Here is a 15511-nt window from a genome sequence, read left to right on the forward strand (position 1 = left end):
ATGGTTGATAGCCGACCGGGTGATGGTGTCATGGTCGCTTAAGTGGTGCATCCAAGACGAGCACGCTTCCGCCGGCCCCTACAAGGCGGCGCTGATAGAAATCAATCCCCTCTGGGGTCAGCACGACGTCTGGAGCCTGCTCAACCGCGGCCGCTCAGCTTATACAGCCTATTACCTGCTGCGTTCGGTCGATTACCAGTATGGTCCCGACAGCCAGATCGTTGCCTCGCCACCACAGTACTCGGTCTTTCGCGACGTATTTCTGCGCACGCTGGGGATCAGCATCGGCGTGACCGCCGCGACCTTGCTGCTGGGCTTCCCGGTTGCCTATCTCCTGGCGACCTTGCCGCCCCAGACCAGCAATCTCTTGATGATCATGGTCGTGGTGCCGTTCTGGATCTCGGCGTTGGCACGCACCACAGCCTGGGTCGTGCTTCTGCAAGAACACGGAGCGAACAACGTCGAGGACGTCTTCGACGGGCAAAAGACACACCAAATCGAGCGTCTTGCGCGCCGCGAGGCCAGCACCATGCGAGGCAATATCGCAATGCCCATCGTCAAGGGAGAAAATGACTCCGCCAACCTATCTCATTTCAGCAAAACGGCCCAGGAGCGGGATATGGCCAGCCGTTTCTGTTGACCGCATGTATAGGTATTTCGAGCCAAGAGCGTTTGACATACGGGACCGGAGCCGCGCGCAAGTCGCCTAAAGATTCTGACCGCGACCCGGTGTGAGATGACGGACAACGGCCTCACACAGATCGGCCACGAAAGGTTCTCTGAAACACGGACCGAGTGGACGGGAAAACATGATTTTGTCCTTAAGAAGAAAATGAAATGTCTTTGATTCAGCGATCCGAAAATCTTTGGGCTGAAAGTGGACGGAATGCCTACCAATCGACACAGGGACCGCCGCTGTTACACAGCATCTTGCCACGATCGGTGTCGAGCGAGTGGACTGGGCTATACATACCCATCATCACAGGGATCAGTGCTGGGGAAACGCCCAATGTGCAGAAGGTCGGGGCAAAAATTGCCGTTCCAACGCACATATAGACGACCAATCGGCGGAGTACCGTTCCTGCAACGACACTTCGGCACGAAGTGCTGGGCTCTCGATTGCGTCGCCGATGTCATTGCCGATCCCGCTGCGTGGGCAAGCACGCCGTGCCTCTTCCACAAACCGATTCAGCTGCAGTGGATTTCTGTGTGGTGGGAGGCATTTCACTGGAGAGGGTTTGACTTTGAGGTTCATCACACACCAGGATGTCGCGCGGTCAACTGGAACGTGCGGCAGCAAGAAAGGGCATCAGCACCGACGAAGTGATCGCGCAAATGCGCGCATGCCAAACTCCCGGCACGCTCATTAGTCGTCGACAGACCTAGTCACCTCGCGCCATGTCAGCAGGGCGGGATGCAACCTGGCAAACTCCGTTTGCAGCGCGTCTCTGGCGCGCAGCATAGCCTCGCCGATCTTCAGCCTGACGCCAAGCAACGGCCCACGAAGGCTGACAACCCGCATCATGGCCTGCAGCTGCTTGCAGGCCATGAGCAGCTGGGGGATGCTGCGCGCATCCAGCAGAACGACCGCGAACTCGGCCCACACAAGGCCGGCATGCAGCCACTGTGACAGAGCACCGGCCTCAAGGCCGTCAGCAGCAACGCGTCGCGCTTGCCCGCGCCCTTGTCTTCGATCCTAAGCTCGTGCTCATGGATGAGCCGCTCGGCGCGCTGGACAAGCAGATGCAGCTTGAGATCAAGCATATCCATCAGGAACTTGGTGTCACCGTGGTCTATGTGACGCACGATCAGAGCGAAGGGCTGACCATGTCGGATCGCATTGCGGTGTTCAACGACGGGGCCATTCAGCAACTCGCCGCGCCCGCCGAGCTATACGAGCGACCGCAGAACGCTTTCGTTGCTCAGTTCATCGGCGAGAACAATAGGCTGCAGGGCACCGTCCTGGCCAGGAATGGCACGATCTGCAAGGTGGAAGTACCCGACGCGGGCAACGTGCAGGCGCTTGCTGTTGATACTTGCGTAAGGACCCCAACAGCATCCCGGCTTCGAAAAGATCACAAACTCCGAGCATGTGCGAGAAAGCGCGCTCGCCGTCGTTGTAAAGCGCAAGCCAAACTGGAAGGAACCTGAAGTGTCTGGTTACATCCCTGTTCACGATCCACGCTCAATTGAGTCCGTCGCCTGCATCGGCACCGGCACGATCGGAGGTGGCTGGACGGCCTATTTCCTGTCGCAAGGGCTCAACGTGCGAGCATTCGACCCGGCGCCGCAACAGAGAGTGCGGCTTCGAGCAAATATCGAAGCAATCTGGCCCCGCCTGGCACAGCTCGATCTCGCCCAGAGCGCTAGCATCGATAGGCTCGTGATCTGCGAGACAATCGAAGAGGCGCTCGACGGTGTGAGCTATGTCCAGGAGAGCATCATCGAGGATAAAGCACTCAAGTCTGCCCTATTCGCCGAGCTTGATGCAAAGACATCGGCGGATGTTGTCCTGGCGACATCTTCGTCTCAGTTTATTCCATCCGACCTAGCGTCCAACTGCCAATTTCCGGAGCGGGTAATCGTAGCACATCCGTTCGCTCCCACTTACCTCATTCCGCTGGTCGAGCTTCTCGCTATTCCCGGCAAGTCGGACGGAGCGGTACAGTGGGCAAGGGAGTTCCTCATCGCTGTTGGGAAAAAGCCAGTTATGCTGAAAAAAGAAATTAACGGTTACATCGGAAACCGCCTTCAGAAAGCCTACGTCGACGAAGCACGCCGCCTAGTCGAGGAGGGTTACTGCACTTACCAAGACGTCGATGAAGTCATCGTTAACGGCTTCGGCGTTCGAATGGCTTTCATGGGCCTAAGCCAATACTACAATCTTGGTGGCGGCCTGGGTGGTATCGAACACTGCTTCAAGCTGTTCGGTTGGAAGGGCACGCGCGAGGCGCAGGAAGACCTGCGCGCGACCGTGCAGAAATTCGCGCAAGCGTCTCGATGGAAAAACTTGAAGAATGGCGAGACGAGAACATCCTTCGTATCCTTAAGGCACGCCGCATTAAACCTGAAGCGTAAGCACGGAAGACCAGCTCTCGACAATTGCCTACGCCGGCACACAAACAACGGGATCACTATACAATGGAACAAGATGAGCATTGATGTTTCTATCACATGTGCGGTGCGGGTGACGTATCCAAGACGAATCACCCGTCTATTCCGGCGCTCCCGAAGGCAATTGCCTAAGCAGGTATCGAGGCGGCCAAGCATGGTCCGCGATCCCAACACCGGCGTCGGTACACACAATGTCGATCTCTACGGCGAGTGAATGAGCGCATTCGTGACAGTAACGCCGGCGTCATCCTGACCTGACGGGCAGCGGTTTAGGCATGATTGTTGTCGATGACGCGAAGCCGTACGTTCCTGCTTAGCACGGACGTTCGCCCCGCTCACATGCGCTGTCACACGTCGAGGCTCTGCGCCCTGAGATAATGACGCTTGTGCTGTTGCTGTTGACTGGCATGCGTCACGAACACGAGCTCGATATCCGCTGGTGCTGGCCACCAGCCTTGCGAGTGAGCACGTCCCTTTTTGCCTATTGCGTAGAAAACTTGCAAAATCCAGCGACGCCTGAGCACCGTAAAGCCTTTGGCACCGTCGGGAGGCTTGATGATCTCGATGGTCCGATGCCAAAGTGCCGCGAGGGTGTCGCGCAGCTTGTCTCCCGCATAGCCGTCATCGGCAAAGAGGGCAGCCGCGGATAGAACGCCCGGATTGAGGTCAGCACCTCCACCTCACCACCGCGGTCCTGAATGTCGGCGGTGTAAACGCGCAGTCCGACGAGATGCCCTATGTAGCGATGACGATGTGGCGCTGGCGCCCTTGATCGACTTGCCGCATCAAAGCCGCCGCTTTCGGTCGTCTTGACGACTGGCTGTCGATCACGTCAGCCGACGGGCGCGCCTCGCGTATTAGTCGTCGCCGTCTGCCGCGTTGATGCAGGAATCTGGCAACCGGTCAATCGAAATCGGTGAAATTCGTCTCCAGAACCCGGTATTTTTTGACAACGATAACAAGTCTCTGACGACAAAGTCGCGGAGTCCGACATGGGAAATTTTCATTAGTCAATCTCATACCCCTCATCTATCTGGGCGACCACGTGCGCATTCGGGTGTCGGTCTGCGGCCATGACGACTTTGTGATCAAGCTGCCGAATTCGGAAGGCGTGGTGCAGCTCGATCCGGGCACCGCGATCACCATCGGCTGGAAGACTGAGGATTGTCGGGCGCTCGATGTGTCATGACGATGGCCCGGTGCGCCGCTGCGGTAGTTGGGCTTTTTGGCCATGCCGTCCCTATCCTGGGGATCGCATAACAAGGGAGGAAGCAGTCGATGAGGATGACTTCAATGAACGCTGGAGCCTTAGCGGTGATCGGTCTGGCCGGTATGCTGGCGACAGCGGAAACCGCCTTTGCGGGCGATCAGCTGACGGTCACCAGTTCTGGTGGGGCCTATCAGGAGGCGCAGCGCAAGGCGATTTTCGAGCCGTTTGTCAAGGCGACCGGGATCAAACTCACCGAGGATGAGTGGAGCTTCGAGATGGCAAAGATTCGTGCCATGGTCGAAACGAGGACGGTGAACTGGGACGTGGTCGAACCTTACGGGTCGATGGTCTTTCAAATGTGCGAGGAGGGCCTCATCGAGACAATCGACTGGAAGAAGTTGGGCCTCGATCGGGCGAAGTTCATGGGTACCGACGGGCAGGAATGCGGGGTGCCGACGCAAACCAATGCAACGATCCTCGCCTATGACAAGGATAAGCTGCCGAATGGCCCGAAGGCCATCGCCGATCTGTTCGACACGAAGAAATTCGCCGGCAAACGGGGATTGTGGAAGAGCCCCGTAGGCAATATCGAATGGGCACTGATCGCCGACGGCGTGCCGATCAAGGACGTTTATAAGGTCCTCAGCGAGCCGGGGGGCGTCGATCGAGCCTTCAAGAAGCTTGACACGATCAAGAAGGACATCGTCTGGTGGTCCGCTGGCGCCCAACCAGCGCAGTTGCTGGCTGACGGCCAGGTCATCATGACCGCAGCCTTCAACGGGCGTATCTACGATGCTGTCAAGAACTCCGGTAAGCATTTCGAAATCGTGTGGGACGCCGCAGTGGCGGGCTGGAGCTACTGGGTGATTCCTAAAGGCTCCCCACGGCGGGGCGATGCCTACAAGTTTATCGCGTTCGCAGCTTCGCCTGCGGCTCAGGCCAACTTAACACACTATTTCCCCTATGGGCCGGCCAACAAAGATGCCATGCAGCTTGTCGATCCAGCGATCCTGCCCCACTTTGCGAACTCGCATGATCATCTGGCGCTTGCTCTGGAGGTCGACATACCCTTCTGGGCAGAGAAGGGCGATGAGCTGAGACAGCGCTTCAACGCCTGGCTGGCGCAGTAACAAGGAACGGGGGCGAGGGCATCCGTCCTCCTCGTTCTCCTCGAATGACGATTTGAGAAAGAGAGAAAGGGAAGAGAGTCGATGGCGACGATGGCTGTTCACGTCCGAATGGATTGCATCGTTCTCGCCGCCTCTTGCATTGCGCCTTCGGGCAGCCGAGCTGAACTGAAAGCTTCCGAATGAAGACTCGGTCCCCGCCGCGCTTTACACACGTGGACCTGCGGTACCACTTTGCGTGTCCGGTCGAGGCGGAAGATGCCTAGGTCGGTGATTACTACGTCTACCACCGCCTGCTCAGTGAGCGGCAGCGAGCGGGCGGCCGCCAGCTTGGGCGCGCCGGACTTGTCCGGGCACCATCCAGTTGGCCAGGTCGCGGTTCGCTGCCTCCGCCCCTCTAGTTAGCTGAGCGGGTCGTCTCGCACTTCCGATAAGCTGGCGGAGACCACCGTGACCGGAACGTTGGGACCGAGATTGTCAGTCAGATCTGTCAAGCGAAGCGAGCAAATGACCCCTTGGGCGAAACGGAGATTTGACCCCCTCGAAAGGCAGATTGCCCAACTCGTCGATGATGAGCAAGTTCGGCCGGGACAAGATCGTCAACTGTTTGTCGAGCGAGCCATCGTTGTGGGCCAGCATCGCCGCCAGCGTGGCCGCCGCGACGAACTGCTCGTTGTAGTTCTGTCGGATCGCCTCGCGGCCCAGACTCACAGCAAGATGCGTCATGCCCGCACCGGGGGCCCGAGGAATAGCGCCGTGTCGCCGTGAGCAATCCAGCGGCAGGTCGCCAGCTGATGCGACCTTTGAGCGGCTACTGTTTGTTTGGCGGCGTGAACTACGGACCAGACGCAGATTTCCTTACGCTGGGGGTGCACAACGCAGTAACTCGGTGACCTTTCCATCCTAACGTAGCCATCGTAAATGCGCGTATACATCGCGAACGCTACGACAAACGAGGGAGGGAATGGAATGACGCGAATTCTCGGTGCCTACAAGCCACTTGCATTTGGCGAGGGGGAAGTTCTACCCGCTCATCGCTCGACCTATGCAGAAATCCCAGTGTTCTACCGGGGGATTTAATCGCAGAAAGTTGAAATCACAGTAGACCCAGCTGTAGCGCAGACCCATCTTCCGGAACCACTGGTGGCCGATCCGGATGGCGGTGCCCCTGATTGCCTCCTTTAAAGTCAGCCTCTCGTCATATGGACCTTTCAACGAAGCGGGAATCTTGCTTCGTTGCACCCACAATAATGAGCCGGTCCTCTACAATTCGCATTTGTATCTTGACAATGTTGCAGCCATTTGCGGCGGGCGCGAGCGGCGGGGCTGCGCAAAAGAGTTCGCGACGATCAACTTTCAAGACTATGAAAACGTGCGCGTGTGTGAAGTGGTCAAGGAAGGGGCGCTTCTCATGCGCATCTCTACGACATTCGATCGGATTGCTGGGGAGACGGATCTGCTCTCCGCACTACCCCTTTACAATCTCAAGGTTATTCCACGTGCGGATGGGCCGGGCGCGGCTATCAAGCAACTAGTGAGCTATGAGGGTGACGCGGTAGGTAAGTGGCAGAAATTCGTTGGAAGCGGGATGGTCGAGCTTCGCAGCACGGCAAAGACGGACCTTGCTCCACTTAGTCCGAAGTCGGTTGGACGTGGCTTTTACACAATCGGGGACTATAAGGAACTGCACACTATCGGACTGGTCCCCAACGCGGGAGTTCTGCCCGCATCGGGAAATCGCGACGTCGTCGGTCCCCTCGCGCGATGTGTGCGTGACGCGGCCATCTGCCTGGATGTCCTTGCTGGCTACACTTCAGAGGATCCGAAGACCCTCGCAGGTGTCGGCAAGAAGCCAAAGGGAGACTACTCGTCAAAGCTGAGCGCGAATGCGCTTAAGGGCAAACGGCTTGCTCTTTACGGGAGCGGATGGCGCAATCAGTCTCTTTCGATGGAGGCGCGGCGACTCTACGACAGAGCATTAGGCGAGATTGAAGGGCTCGGAGCGGTTCTGGTCGAAGATCCCTTCGCTGCCTCGGGTTTTGCTGACCTCCGAAGGCCGACTCCTCCGTTTACAGATTGGGACGGGCGTGGCTTGGAATCCGCTCCTTATGACCTTCACAAATATCTCGAGCGGCTGGGGCCTGGGGCCACACTAACCACATTCGCAGAGTTTGCGAAGGCGATTGACAGCGAAAACCTATTCGGTCGGGCGGGCTTACTGAACTACCTACCCAATTTGCCACAGTTCGCGGCGATTCTGGCAAACCCGTCACAACCGCCGAACATCAGCGAGTTCATTGCTGTCAAGGAGCAGTACCTCATGATATTCGATGAGGTATTCGCGCGCTATGACCTCGATGCCTGTGTTTTTCCCCAGATGTTTCAGGAGCTGCCGCCGCTGCACGGGAAGGAGCCCATTCGTGCGACAACGGTCGATGAAATCAATATCGCCGGCCTACCGGCGGTTACCGTTCCTGCGGGTTGTTACGCTTCGGGCTCACCGTTCGGCTTGATTTTCGTGGGTCGCATGTGGAGTGAGGCTGAACTGCTAGCGTACGCGTACGCCTATGAGTCCGCAACTCGACATCGCAAGATACCTATTCTCGATAGATAGAAGGGTGTGATTGGGTATCCATAGAGGAAATTGCATGAAGCTCTACTACGCCAAGGGAACCTGCTCGCTCGCGACACACATCGCCCTGCGGGAATTCGATTTGCCTTTCAGTTTGGTGCGTTTCGACATGCGGACCCGTAAGCTCGACGGCGGCGCCGACCTGGAGAGCGTCAACAAAAAGGGCCTGGTGCCGGTGCTTGAACTCGAAGACGGCCAGCGCCTCACGGAGGTGGCCGCCATCTTGCAGTACATTGCTCACCGCGGCCGCGCTGGCGAGTCCTTGAACAGCGATCCGCTGGCCAGGTTCAGGATGGTCGAGATGCTGAACTTCATCGCGACCGAGATTCACAAGGCCTATTGGCCGATCTTCCATGGCGGCGGCGACGAAGAGAACGCCAAGGCCAGAACCAGGGTTGGCCAGAGCTTCTTGTGGACCGCCAATCGCCTCGAGCAGCACGACTTTATCCTCGGCGATCACTTCACGATCGCCGACGCCTATCTCTTCACGACCCTGAACTGGGCGCGACCGGGCGGGATCGATCTCTCGCCCTGGCCCGTGCTCGGCAATTACATGCAGCGCCTGCGCGCTCGGCCGGCTGTCGACCAGGCGCTACGCGCCGAAGGGCTGCTGCAATATCCGCTGTAAGCGAGCGCTTGTAGCCGAGGCACGGGTTCCGCTCGTCGTAGGGGCAGACCGGCGCACCGGCAATCCACCGCCATCGATTTAAATTTTTCGTCGACCACTGCGACGCAGCGGCCAGGGGAAATCGCGGAGGCCCGACTGGGATGTCAGTCCCGTCGGCGACACTGGTCGATGTGCGCCATCTGACTGGCGACGGCGATGGCGGTGCTGGACGTCGCCATCAAATCCTGTGCTCGCTATACTTTGGCTCGAGGGATGTGTGATCTTGCCGTCCCGGCGGAGGATCAGATCCCGCTGCTACGGGCGCGAATTTGCCCTTTGGAAGGTGCTTCGGCGTTGCCGATGCCGTCGGCTGTCGCCGTGATAGAAGGCGCGACGAGCGGGCGCATCAATCGGCGAAGCTGTGCGAACTGAGCGCGACCGGTGCGGTGGGTCTTACCTCACACGGTGATTTCACCGCGATCCACTGGATCTATGCAACGGATCCTAAAGTCCGCGGAGAATACAGTTGCACAGGGCCCGCGTCAGCAGTCGAACCTCGGCCCATGAGGCCGAACCCATGATTCACGCTTGCGGCTGGCATGCTGGTGTTGAGAACCGGACTGCGGGGGGCACGGGAGGTCGATGGCCGCGACGACGCGATGTTTGAGCGGCTGATGATTGTTTGGCCGGGCGAACTACGAACCAGACGCAGATTTCCTAACGCGGGTGCACAACAGAAGGCAGACCATCGCAAGGCAAACATTCGAGCCAGGGTGGAGCGCCCGTTTCGGGTGATCACGCGCCATCTTGGCCAGCTGCAAAGGCACACCGCCCATCTGCTGTTTGCGCTGTTGACCTGGGCCGAGAACAATACCTGACAACCACTCTCAAGCGATTTGCGCTCCTTGGTCTATAGGGCGACGATCAGGCATTGCCTCGCCTGTACTGCTCCCTGAGAATGAGTTGTTGCCTCAGCCGCTGGGCGGACTGGCAAACTATCACGTCGCGTAGTCCGGGCTAATGCGATCGAGGCGGCGTTTGAGCGCTTCCCATGGGAGCGGACTTCTGTTGTACCCATGATAGTTGAACTGCGCCGCCGTATGAGCGGCGACACCGCGCGACGGTAGGCTGATCTTTTGCCCGCCTTGCGTAGCCGCGAGCTGAATGCGACAGGATTGCTCCAAGAGGTACATATTGAGGAACGCTTCAGCGACGGTGCGCCCCACCGTGAGCAAGCCGTGGTGCTTCAAAATCATCACATCCTTATCGCCGAGATCCCCCACTATCCGTTCGCGCTCGTCGAGATCGAGCGCGATGCCTTCATAGCCGTGATAGGCGACGCCACCGTAGAAGCACATCGACTTTTGATTCAACGGCAGCAGCCCCTGTTCCTGCGCAGCCACTGCCATTCCAGCCAGAGTGTGCGTGTGCATTACGCATTGGGCGTCTTCACGACTCATGTGCACGGCGGAATGGATCGTGAAGCCTGCGTTATTTATCTTAGACTTTTCTCCGTCCACAATGGTATGCCCCTCGATGTCGACAACGACGAGGCTGGAGGCCGTGATCTCGTCGAACATCATGCCGTACGGATTGAGGAGGAAACGATGCTCCTTTCCAGGCAGGCGCGCCGATAGATGAGTGGAGATCAGATCGTCCATACCGAAATTGGCGATCAGGCGATAGGCCGCAGCCAGATCGCAGCGAATGCCCCATTCCTGGGAAACGTTGTTACACATTGGTATCCTCGCCTCGAGCGTGTAATGGAAAAAGTCGACCTTGGGCTGAATTGTCGAACCGCTGCATGATATTATCAGCGCCCAGAGCTGAATGTCGCTAAAAGAGGCCGTCATATCGCCGAGATTCTGCATCTGAATAGGGAAGTGCGAGGCTGCGATATCTGTTCAGCGTCTTACAGGCCATCGGTAAAATAAAGGCCCTGTGTTCCGGGACATGACACGCCGAAAGCGCCTTAGCGGATGACACGGCTACTTCGGCTTGTGTCAGATCCCGCGAGTGCTTACGCATTTGGAAGCGCGGATCCGCGGAAGACAACGTTTGTATCTTTGGCGGCGAAGAGGCTGAATACCCGATGCACGAGGTATTTCGTGCGTTGCCGCGGTCAATAGCCGCGTCGCAGATCCACCAGATTCTTGAGCGCCTGCCCATTCAGGAATCGCTCGATATTCTCGACGAAGAGTGAGAATAGCCACTGCCTATAGTTTGTGGCATTTCCCGCCGCGTGCGGCGTCAAAATCACGTTTGACATGCCCCACAATGGGCTGTCTTGCGGCAGCGGTTCTCGCTCAAACACATCCAGCAATGCACCGGCAATTGCGCCTGCCTGCAAGGCTTTGATCAGATCGGCCTCCACGACGACGTTGCCCCGGGCAATGTTGATCAGAAAGGCATCGCGCCGCATGCGCGCGATCTCGGTTGCCCCTATGAGCCCTACAGTCTCTGCCGTCGCCGGCAGCGCGAGCACTACGAAATCGCAGAGAGGCAGCAGATCGTCAAGCGCATCGAAGGCGAACAGCCTGTCGACGCCGTCGACCGGAACGGATATGTCGCGCTTCGAGCCGATGACCGTCATCCCCGCGCTCTTCGCGCGCCGGGCGATGGTTGTGCCAATGGAGCCCAGCCCGACAATGCCAAGCGTTCTGTCAGCCAATGGAGCCACATCGCGCGCATTCCATTTCCGCTCCGCCTGATCGCGCAGAAACTGGGGAAAATCCCAGTGCAGCATCGTCACGCCCGCCATGACGAAGTCGGTGATGATATCGCCATGGAGGCCGCGTGCGTTGGTCACCGTGATGTGATCCGCCCTGTCGCGGATCGGGAGTAAGGCATCCACGCCGGCACCGCTGCATTGGAACCAACGCAGCTTCTTCGCCTGGTCGAACACGTCGACAGGGAAGCGAAACCCAAGCAGCACGTCCGCGTCGGCGATGTGCCGCTCCAACCTCTCGGGATCCGGTGCGGCAATGGCGCGAACCTGCGGGAAACGCTCTCCTAACAGTCGGGCATAGTCTTCGGCGGCAGGGTCGTTGATGACGATGGTAAGCACTGCGCTTTCGACAGCCATGGTTTTCCAGTTCCTCAGAATGGTTGCGTCGCTCGCGGCCCACGAGGTGACACAGGCAACGAGGATCGCAGGCGGGATGTTTCTTACGGCCAGTATCGCGGTATGCCGGCGCAGAAAGTCCGTGAAAATGACCTTTTATTGCAGAATGTCTGCAATAAGATGTCGCTTCCTACCTCCCCGCCGGCCGGCGGCGGCCAGATGGAACGACAAAACTCCAAGCTTTGGCGCGAGGCAACATGCCGAGACCGCGATGCAAGAGGAGTTTGATTAGGTTGCCGGGCGCCCCTCAAGCGGCGGTTTCAACGTTGGAGGCACGGGAACACCTATAGTCTGTCGTGGATGGGGCCATCATCTTAGTGGACCCGTGTTGTTGCCGACAACATACCCACCATACGGAATTCGATGCAGGAATCCGAGTTAAAGACGGCCTAGTTTCTTGGATAGGCCCCCGCATGGGTCTACAAACTCAGACGTCTATTCGGAAGTATCGTTGTGATCTCGGACGGCACTGCCGGCATGGCGCAGGGATGGATTTAGAAAGGTATAAGCGAGCAAGCCGACAAGCACGACCGACGCCAAGAGAAACGGACCGGGAGCGAAGATCCCGTAGAAACTCACCGCGAAGGGCGCGAGGAGGACGTTTGCGCCATTGATCGCGCCGATAGCGCCTGCGGCGCTGGCCTGCTGTTTCATCGAAACCGAGACGGAGGCACCGGCAACGAAACCAGGCTTGGCGAAGGAGAACCCTAGACACGAAAGCGCGTATCCGGCGGTTGCCGTGAGATAGTCTGGCGAGAAGGCAACCAAGACGTTGCCAAGCGCTGCTAGCCCCGCGCCCCATCGCAAAAGGCACTTGGGCGTCATGCGAAATAGTGGGATGAAGACCCAGAGTGCAAGCAGGCTGGCAATCGCGCCGCTGACCATAGCGATGCCAATATGGCTTTGGGCGATGCGCAGGAGGGCAGGAGGGTCGAGCATAGGCAGGGCCTTGTGTGCCTTGTCAATGATCAGGAAACCCAAGGTTTGTGCCTGTGCATTTTGGCAAACTGAGAGCAGGAAGCCATAAGCTATGAAAGGCGCGAGATTGGTGCTGCGCCACAGTGGCGTATGCGCCTCCTTTTCAATCAGGAACAGTGGCTTCAGCGACGAGGTCGGCGCCTCCTCTAAAAAGCGCGCGACGATGAACAGCATCGCCGCCGCGATCAGGGCAAAAGCGTAGAGCGGTCCTGCGAACCCAAAAATGCCGATGATGAAGAACGGCGCGATCACCGGACCGATTATTGTGCCGAGGCTGGATGCCCCAGCGACGTTCGATATCCAACGTGTACGTTCAGCGGCAGAAGTGCGCTCGGCGATATAAGCTTGGATAGCTGGGCCACTGGCAGCGCCAAAGAGGCCAAAGATCGCACGGCAGACTAAGAAAAGTCCGAAGATGACGACAGGCGTCTCCAGTTGGGCGAGACCGGCGCTTACGACAAGTCCACACAGCACCATCGAAACGGCAAATCCTGCGAGGCCCACAATCATGAGCGGCTTACGACCCAGCCGATCCGATTGACGAGCCCAGAACGGCGAAGACACAGCCCACAGGAGGGAAGAGAGTGAGAAGATGGCAGCAACCATCGCGTCAGCGATGCCAATGGAGCGGCCAATTGAGGGAAGCACTGACTGTAACCCAGTGTTTCCTATCGCTGTGGCCATAGAGACGCAGAAGATGATGGCGATGGCGCGGCGTGAAAGCCCGGGCACTGCAGGCATATTATGTTCGCTAACGGAATCAGCGACTGAAATCCAACCGCCCTCCGCCTCCCTTCAAAAACATTCGGCTACCCCGTGCGGACCACACCGCACTGCAACAGAAAATCATTTATCCAAAACTTATCCCAGCTTACGGCGGGTATTTTCGCCATCGACCAATGGTCCGTGCAGAAATTCGGCTTTCTCGTCGGGGATTCAGATTTAAATCACGCGCACGGCCGTTTGACGCGATTCTGAGCCGAAACTACCATTGAGACGTTACAGCATGGTGTGAGCAACTGTTATGATGATATTGGTGCCATCTGATCTCCGCCGGGATGATGCTAAGTGCGGGTAGGCCGGTGTATTCGGCGAGCAGCGAGCTCGCGTTTACAGCTGGCCGCCCCTGGTGCGCATTAGTAATCATCCGATTACCAACAGCAGTTAGCGCGAGCAGCCGTCACGATGGCCAGGTCCATGGCAATGGGAAACTGTCTAATTGTAAGCGGGCTCAAATCATTGTGTTACGACTCGCATAGATTTTGAAACTAGAGAACTTGACAGCTTCTTTGCCGTGAAGCCAAGGCGGATCAGTCCTGGCATCAGAATTCTCGACAGCGAGCGCATCATTTCCCGGCTCCCAGGCTGGTCGAAGGTTGTAAAGGCCTTAGGGCGTCTTGCAACAACCGACATTAGGGCCTGCCAATCTTTCGAGCCCAAACCGTCTGAATCTTGCAGTAATTCTAACTTAATTAGGGTGCGCCTGCGGTTTTTGTGCACGGCTTGGGGACTATATTCCTGGCGGGAGTTTTAGTCTGAGAACAAACTAACTTTGCGGGAGGAGTAATGTCATGAACAAGCGGGATTTCCCAAACCATTCGTCCTTGAGGGTCAGTCGCCGATCGTTATTGCAATTAGCAGCAGCGGCATTGACCGTTCCCATGGTCACTAAAGCCACTTATGCGTGGGCGCAGGAGAGGCTTGCGGGCACTGGCGAGGTCGTAGCTTTCAGTTGGGGCGGTGCTTTTACCGACGGAGTTAGGCGATTTGTCTACGAGCCTTTTACCAACGCAACGGGAATAAACGTCGTTGATGTGACAGCCGATTTCGCTGAACCTCAGGTTAAGGCGATGCGTCGGGCTGGCCGCATCGATTGGGACATCGCCTATGTGGCGCCAATGCACTATCCAGAAATGCACGAAACCGGAATGTTCGTGCCGATCGATTACAGCCTCTGGGAGCAAGAGTCCCTCGACGGGACACCCCCGCACTCGCGTCTCAAAGACGCGGTCGTAGTGGAACTGGACGCCCAAGTCCTCGCTTACGACCAGCGAGCTTTTCCTGAAGGCGGCCCGAAGAACTGGGTGGATTTCTGGGACATCAAGAAATATCCAGGTCCGCGGGGGCTCTCCGCATCCCCTGGCAAGTTTAACATCCTGTTTGCGCTCATCGCTGACGGTGTAGCACCTAAGGATATTTGGCCGCTCACCGATGAAAAACTCGATCGTGCGTTCAACAAGCTCGATGAAATCAAGCCGCACATTGTCAAATGGTGGACGGCCGGAGGAGAAGCTCTTCAACTTCTGCTCAACCAAGAATGTGTAGTGACCAGCATTTTTGACGGACGTGCGGTCGCTGCGGTCCGCAGAGACATGCCGATTAAATTTACTTGGGACGGTGCCTACCTGAGCCCCACCTACGCAGCGATTTTGAACGGTGGCCCCAATACAGCGAACGCGCAGAAGCTGATCGCCTTCTTGAATCGAGCGCAGATTGCCGCCGGGTGGACGCAGGGTACCGGCTATCCTGGACCGAACATAAATCAGCTCAAACGCCTGCCGGCCGATTTAGGGTCGCTGCTCAGTGTAAATCCCGAGAACGCTTCCAAGACCATCATCGAGGACTATACCTCACTCGTGGCAAAACGCCGAGACGGCAAGACCAACGCCGATTACATCCAGGAGCGTTGGCTTGCTTGGCGGGCGGGATAAAGAACGTA

General features: G+C 57.7%; 11 protein-coding genes and 4 pseudogenes. 9 read left to right on the top strand and 6 right to left on the bottom strand.

From position 1 onward, the window contains the following. Positions 1-4: 4 nt before the first annotated feature. Positions 5-640: an ABC transporter permease family protein gene (locus LB462_RS14520; RefSeq protein ID WP_224509027.1), complete on the top strand. Its 636-nt coding sequence runs from the start codon at positions 5-7 to the stop codon at positions 638-640. A gap of 673 nt (positions 641-1313) precedes the next feature. Here LB462_RS14520 and LB462_RS14525 read toward each other — a convergent pair. Continuing rightward, a pseudogene (locus LB462_RS14525) lies at positions 1314-1651 on the bottom strand (hypothetical protein); the annotation flags it as partial. Between LB462_RS14525 and LB462_RS14530 the strand changes: the two are divergent. After that, positions 1648-2034: pseudogene (locus tag LB462_RS14530) on the top strand (ABC transporter ATP-binding protein); the annotation flags it as partial. The pseudogenes LB462_RS14525 and LB462_RS14530 sit on opposite strands and share 4 nt — an antisense overlap. A gap of 118 nt (positions 2035-2152) precedes the next feature. After that, positions 2153-3328 (top strand): 3-hydroxyacyl-CoA dehydrogenase NAD-binding domain-containing protein, encoded by a 1176-nt coding sequence (locus LB462_RS31510; RefSeq protein WP_224509028.1) that lies wholly within the window; start codon positions 2153-2155, stop codon positions 3326-3328. A gap of 271 nt (positions 3329-3599) precedes the next feature. Here LB462_RS31510 and LB462_RS14540 read toward each other — a convergent pair. Beyond that, positions 3600-3969: pseudogene (locus LB462_RS14540) on the bottom strand (transposase); the annotation flags it as partial. Positions 3970-4147: 178 nt separating this feature from the next. On the opposite strand from LB462_RS14540, the gene LB462_RS14545 reads away from it, so the two are divergent. Continuing rightward, positions 4148-4303, top strand: coding sequence for a TOBE domain-containing protein (locus LB462_RS14545; RefSeq protein WP_224509285.1), 156 nt, complete (start codon positions 4148-4150; stop codon positions 4301-4303). Between the two features lie 104 nt (positions 4304-4407). Beyond that, positions 4408-5454 (top strand): ABC transporter substrate-binding protein, encoded by a 1047-nt coding sequence (locus LB462_RS14550; protein WP_224509030.1) that lies wholly within the window; start codon positions 4408-4410, stop codon positions 5452-5454. 537 nt (positions 5455-5991) lie between these two features. Here the strand turns inward: LB462_RS14550 and LB462_RS14555 are convergent. Further along, positions 5992-6245, bottom strand: a pseudogene (locus LB462_RS14555) (ATP-binding protein); the annotation flags it as partial. Positions 6246-6607: 362 nt separating this feature from the next. Here LB462_RS14555 and LB462_RS14560 point away from each other — a divergent pair. The 3 genes from LB462_RS14560 to LB462_RS14570 all read left to right on the top strand — a co-directional run bounded on the left by LB462_RS14560 (position 6608) and on the right by LB462_RS14570 (position 9568). Beyond that, the gene (locus tag LB462_RS14560) at positions 6608-8065 is read left to right on the top strand and encodes an acetoacetate decarboxylase family protein (RefSeq protein WP_224509032.1); all 1458 of its coding nucleotides are present in this window, start codon (positions 6608-6610) and stop codon (positions 8063-8065) included. A gap of 34 nt (positions 8066-8099) precedes the next feature. After that, positions 8100-8711, top strand: a complete 612-nt coding sequence (locus LB462_RS14565) for a glutathione binding-like protein (RefSeq protein ID WP_224509034.1) — start codon at positions 8100-8102, stop codon at positions 8709-8711. Positions 8712-9289: 578 nt separating this feature from the next. Further along, positions 9290-9568, top strand: coding sequence for a hypothetical protein (locus LB462_RS14570; RefSeq protein WP_224509036.1), 279 nt, complete (start codon positions 9290-9292; stop codon positions 9566-9568). Between the two features lie 120 nt (positions 9569-9688). Here LB462_RS14570 and LB462_RS14575 read toward each other — a convergent pair whose 3' ends face one another. From LB462_RS14575 to LB462_RS14585, 3 genes are all read right to left on the bottom strand, one after another. Next, positions 9689-10429, bottom strand: a complete 741-nt coding sequence (locus LB462_RS14575) for a class II aldolase/adducin family protein (protein WP_224509288.1) — start codon at positions 10427-10429, stop codon at positions 9689-9691. A 383-nt stretch (positions 10430-10812) separates the two neighbouring features. Then, complete coding sequence (locus tag LB462_RS14580; RefSeq protein ID WP_224509038.1) at positions 10813-11775, bottom strand: D-2-hydroxyacid dehydrogenase; 963 nt, start codon at positions 11773-11775, stop codon at positions 10813-10815. 474 nt (positions 11776-12249) lie between these two features. Beyond that, positions 12250-13533: an MFS transporter gene (locus LB462_RS14585; RefSeq protein ID WP_224509039.1), complete on the bottom strand. Its 1284-nt coding sequence runs from the start codon at positions 13531-13533 to the stop codon at positions 12250-12252. Positions 13534-14363: 830 nt separating this feature from the next. Between LB462_RS14585 and LB462_RS14590 the strand changes: the two genes are divergently transcribed. Next, positions 14364-15503, top strand: coding sequence for an ABC transporter substrate-binding protein (locus tag LB462_RS14590; RefSeq protein ID WP_224509042.1), 1140 nt, complete (start codon positions 14364-14366; stop codon positions 15501-15503). Positions 15504-15511 lie beyond the last annotated feature (8 nt).

The organism is Phyllobacterium chamaecytisi (assembly GCF_020164455.1).
Lineage (GTDB): Bacteria > Pseudomonadota > Alphaproteobacteria > Rhizobiales > Rhizobiaceae > Phyllobacterium > Phyllobacterium chamaecytisi.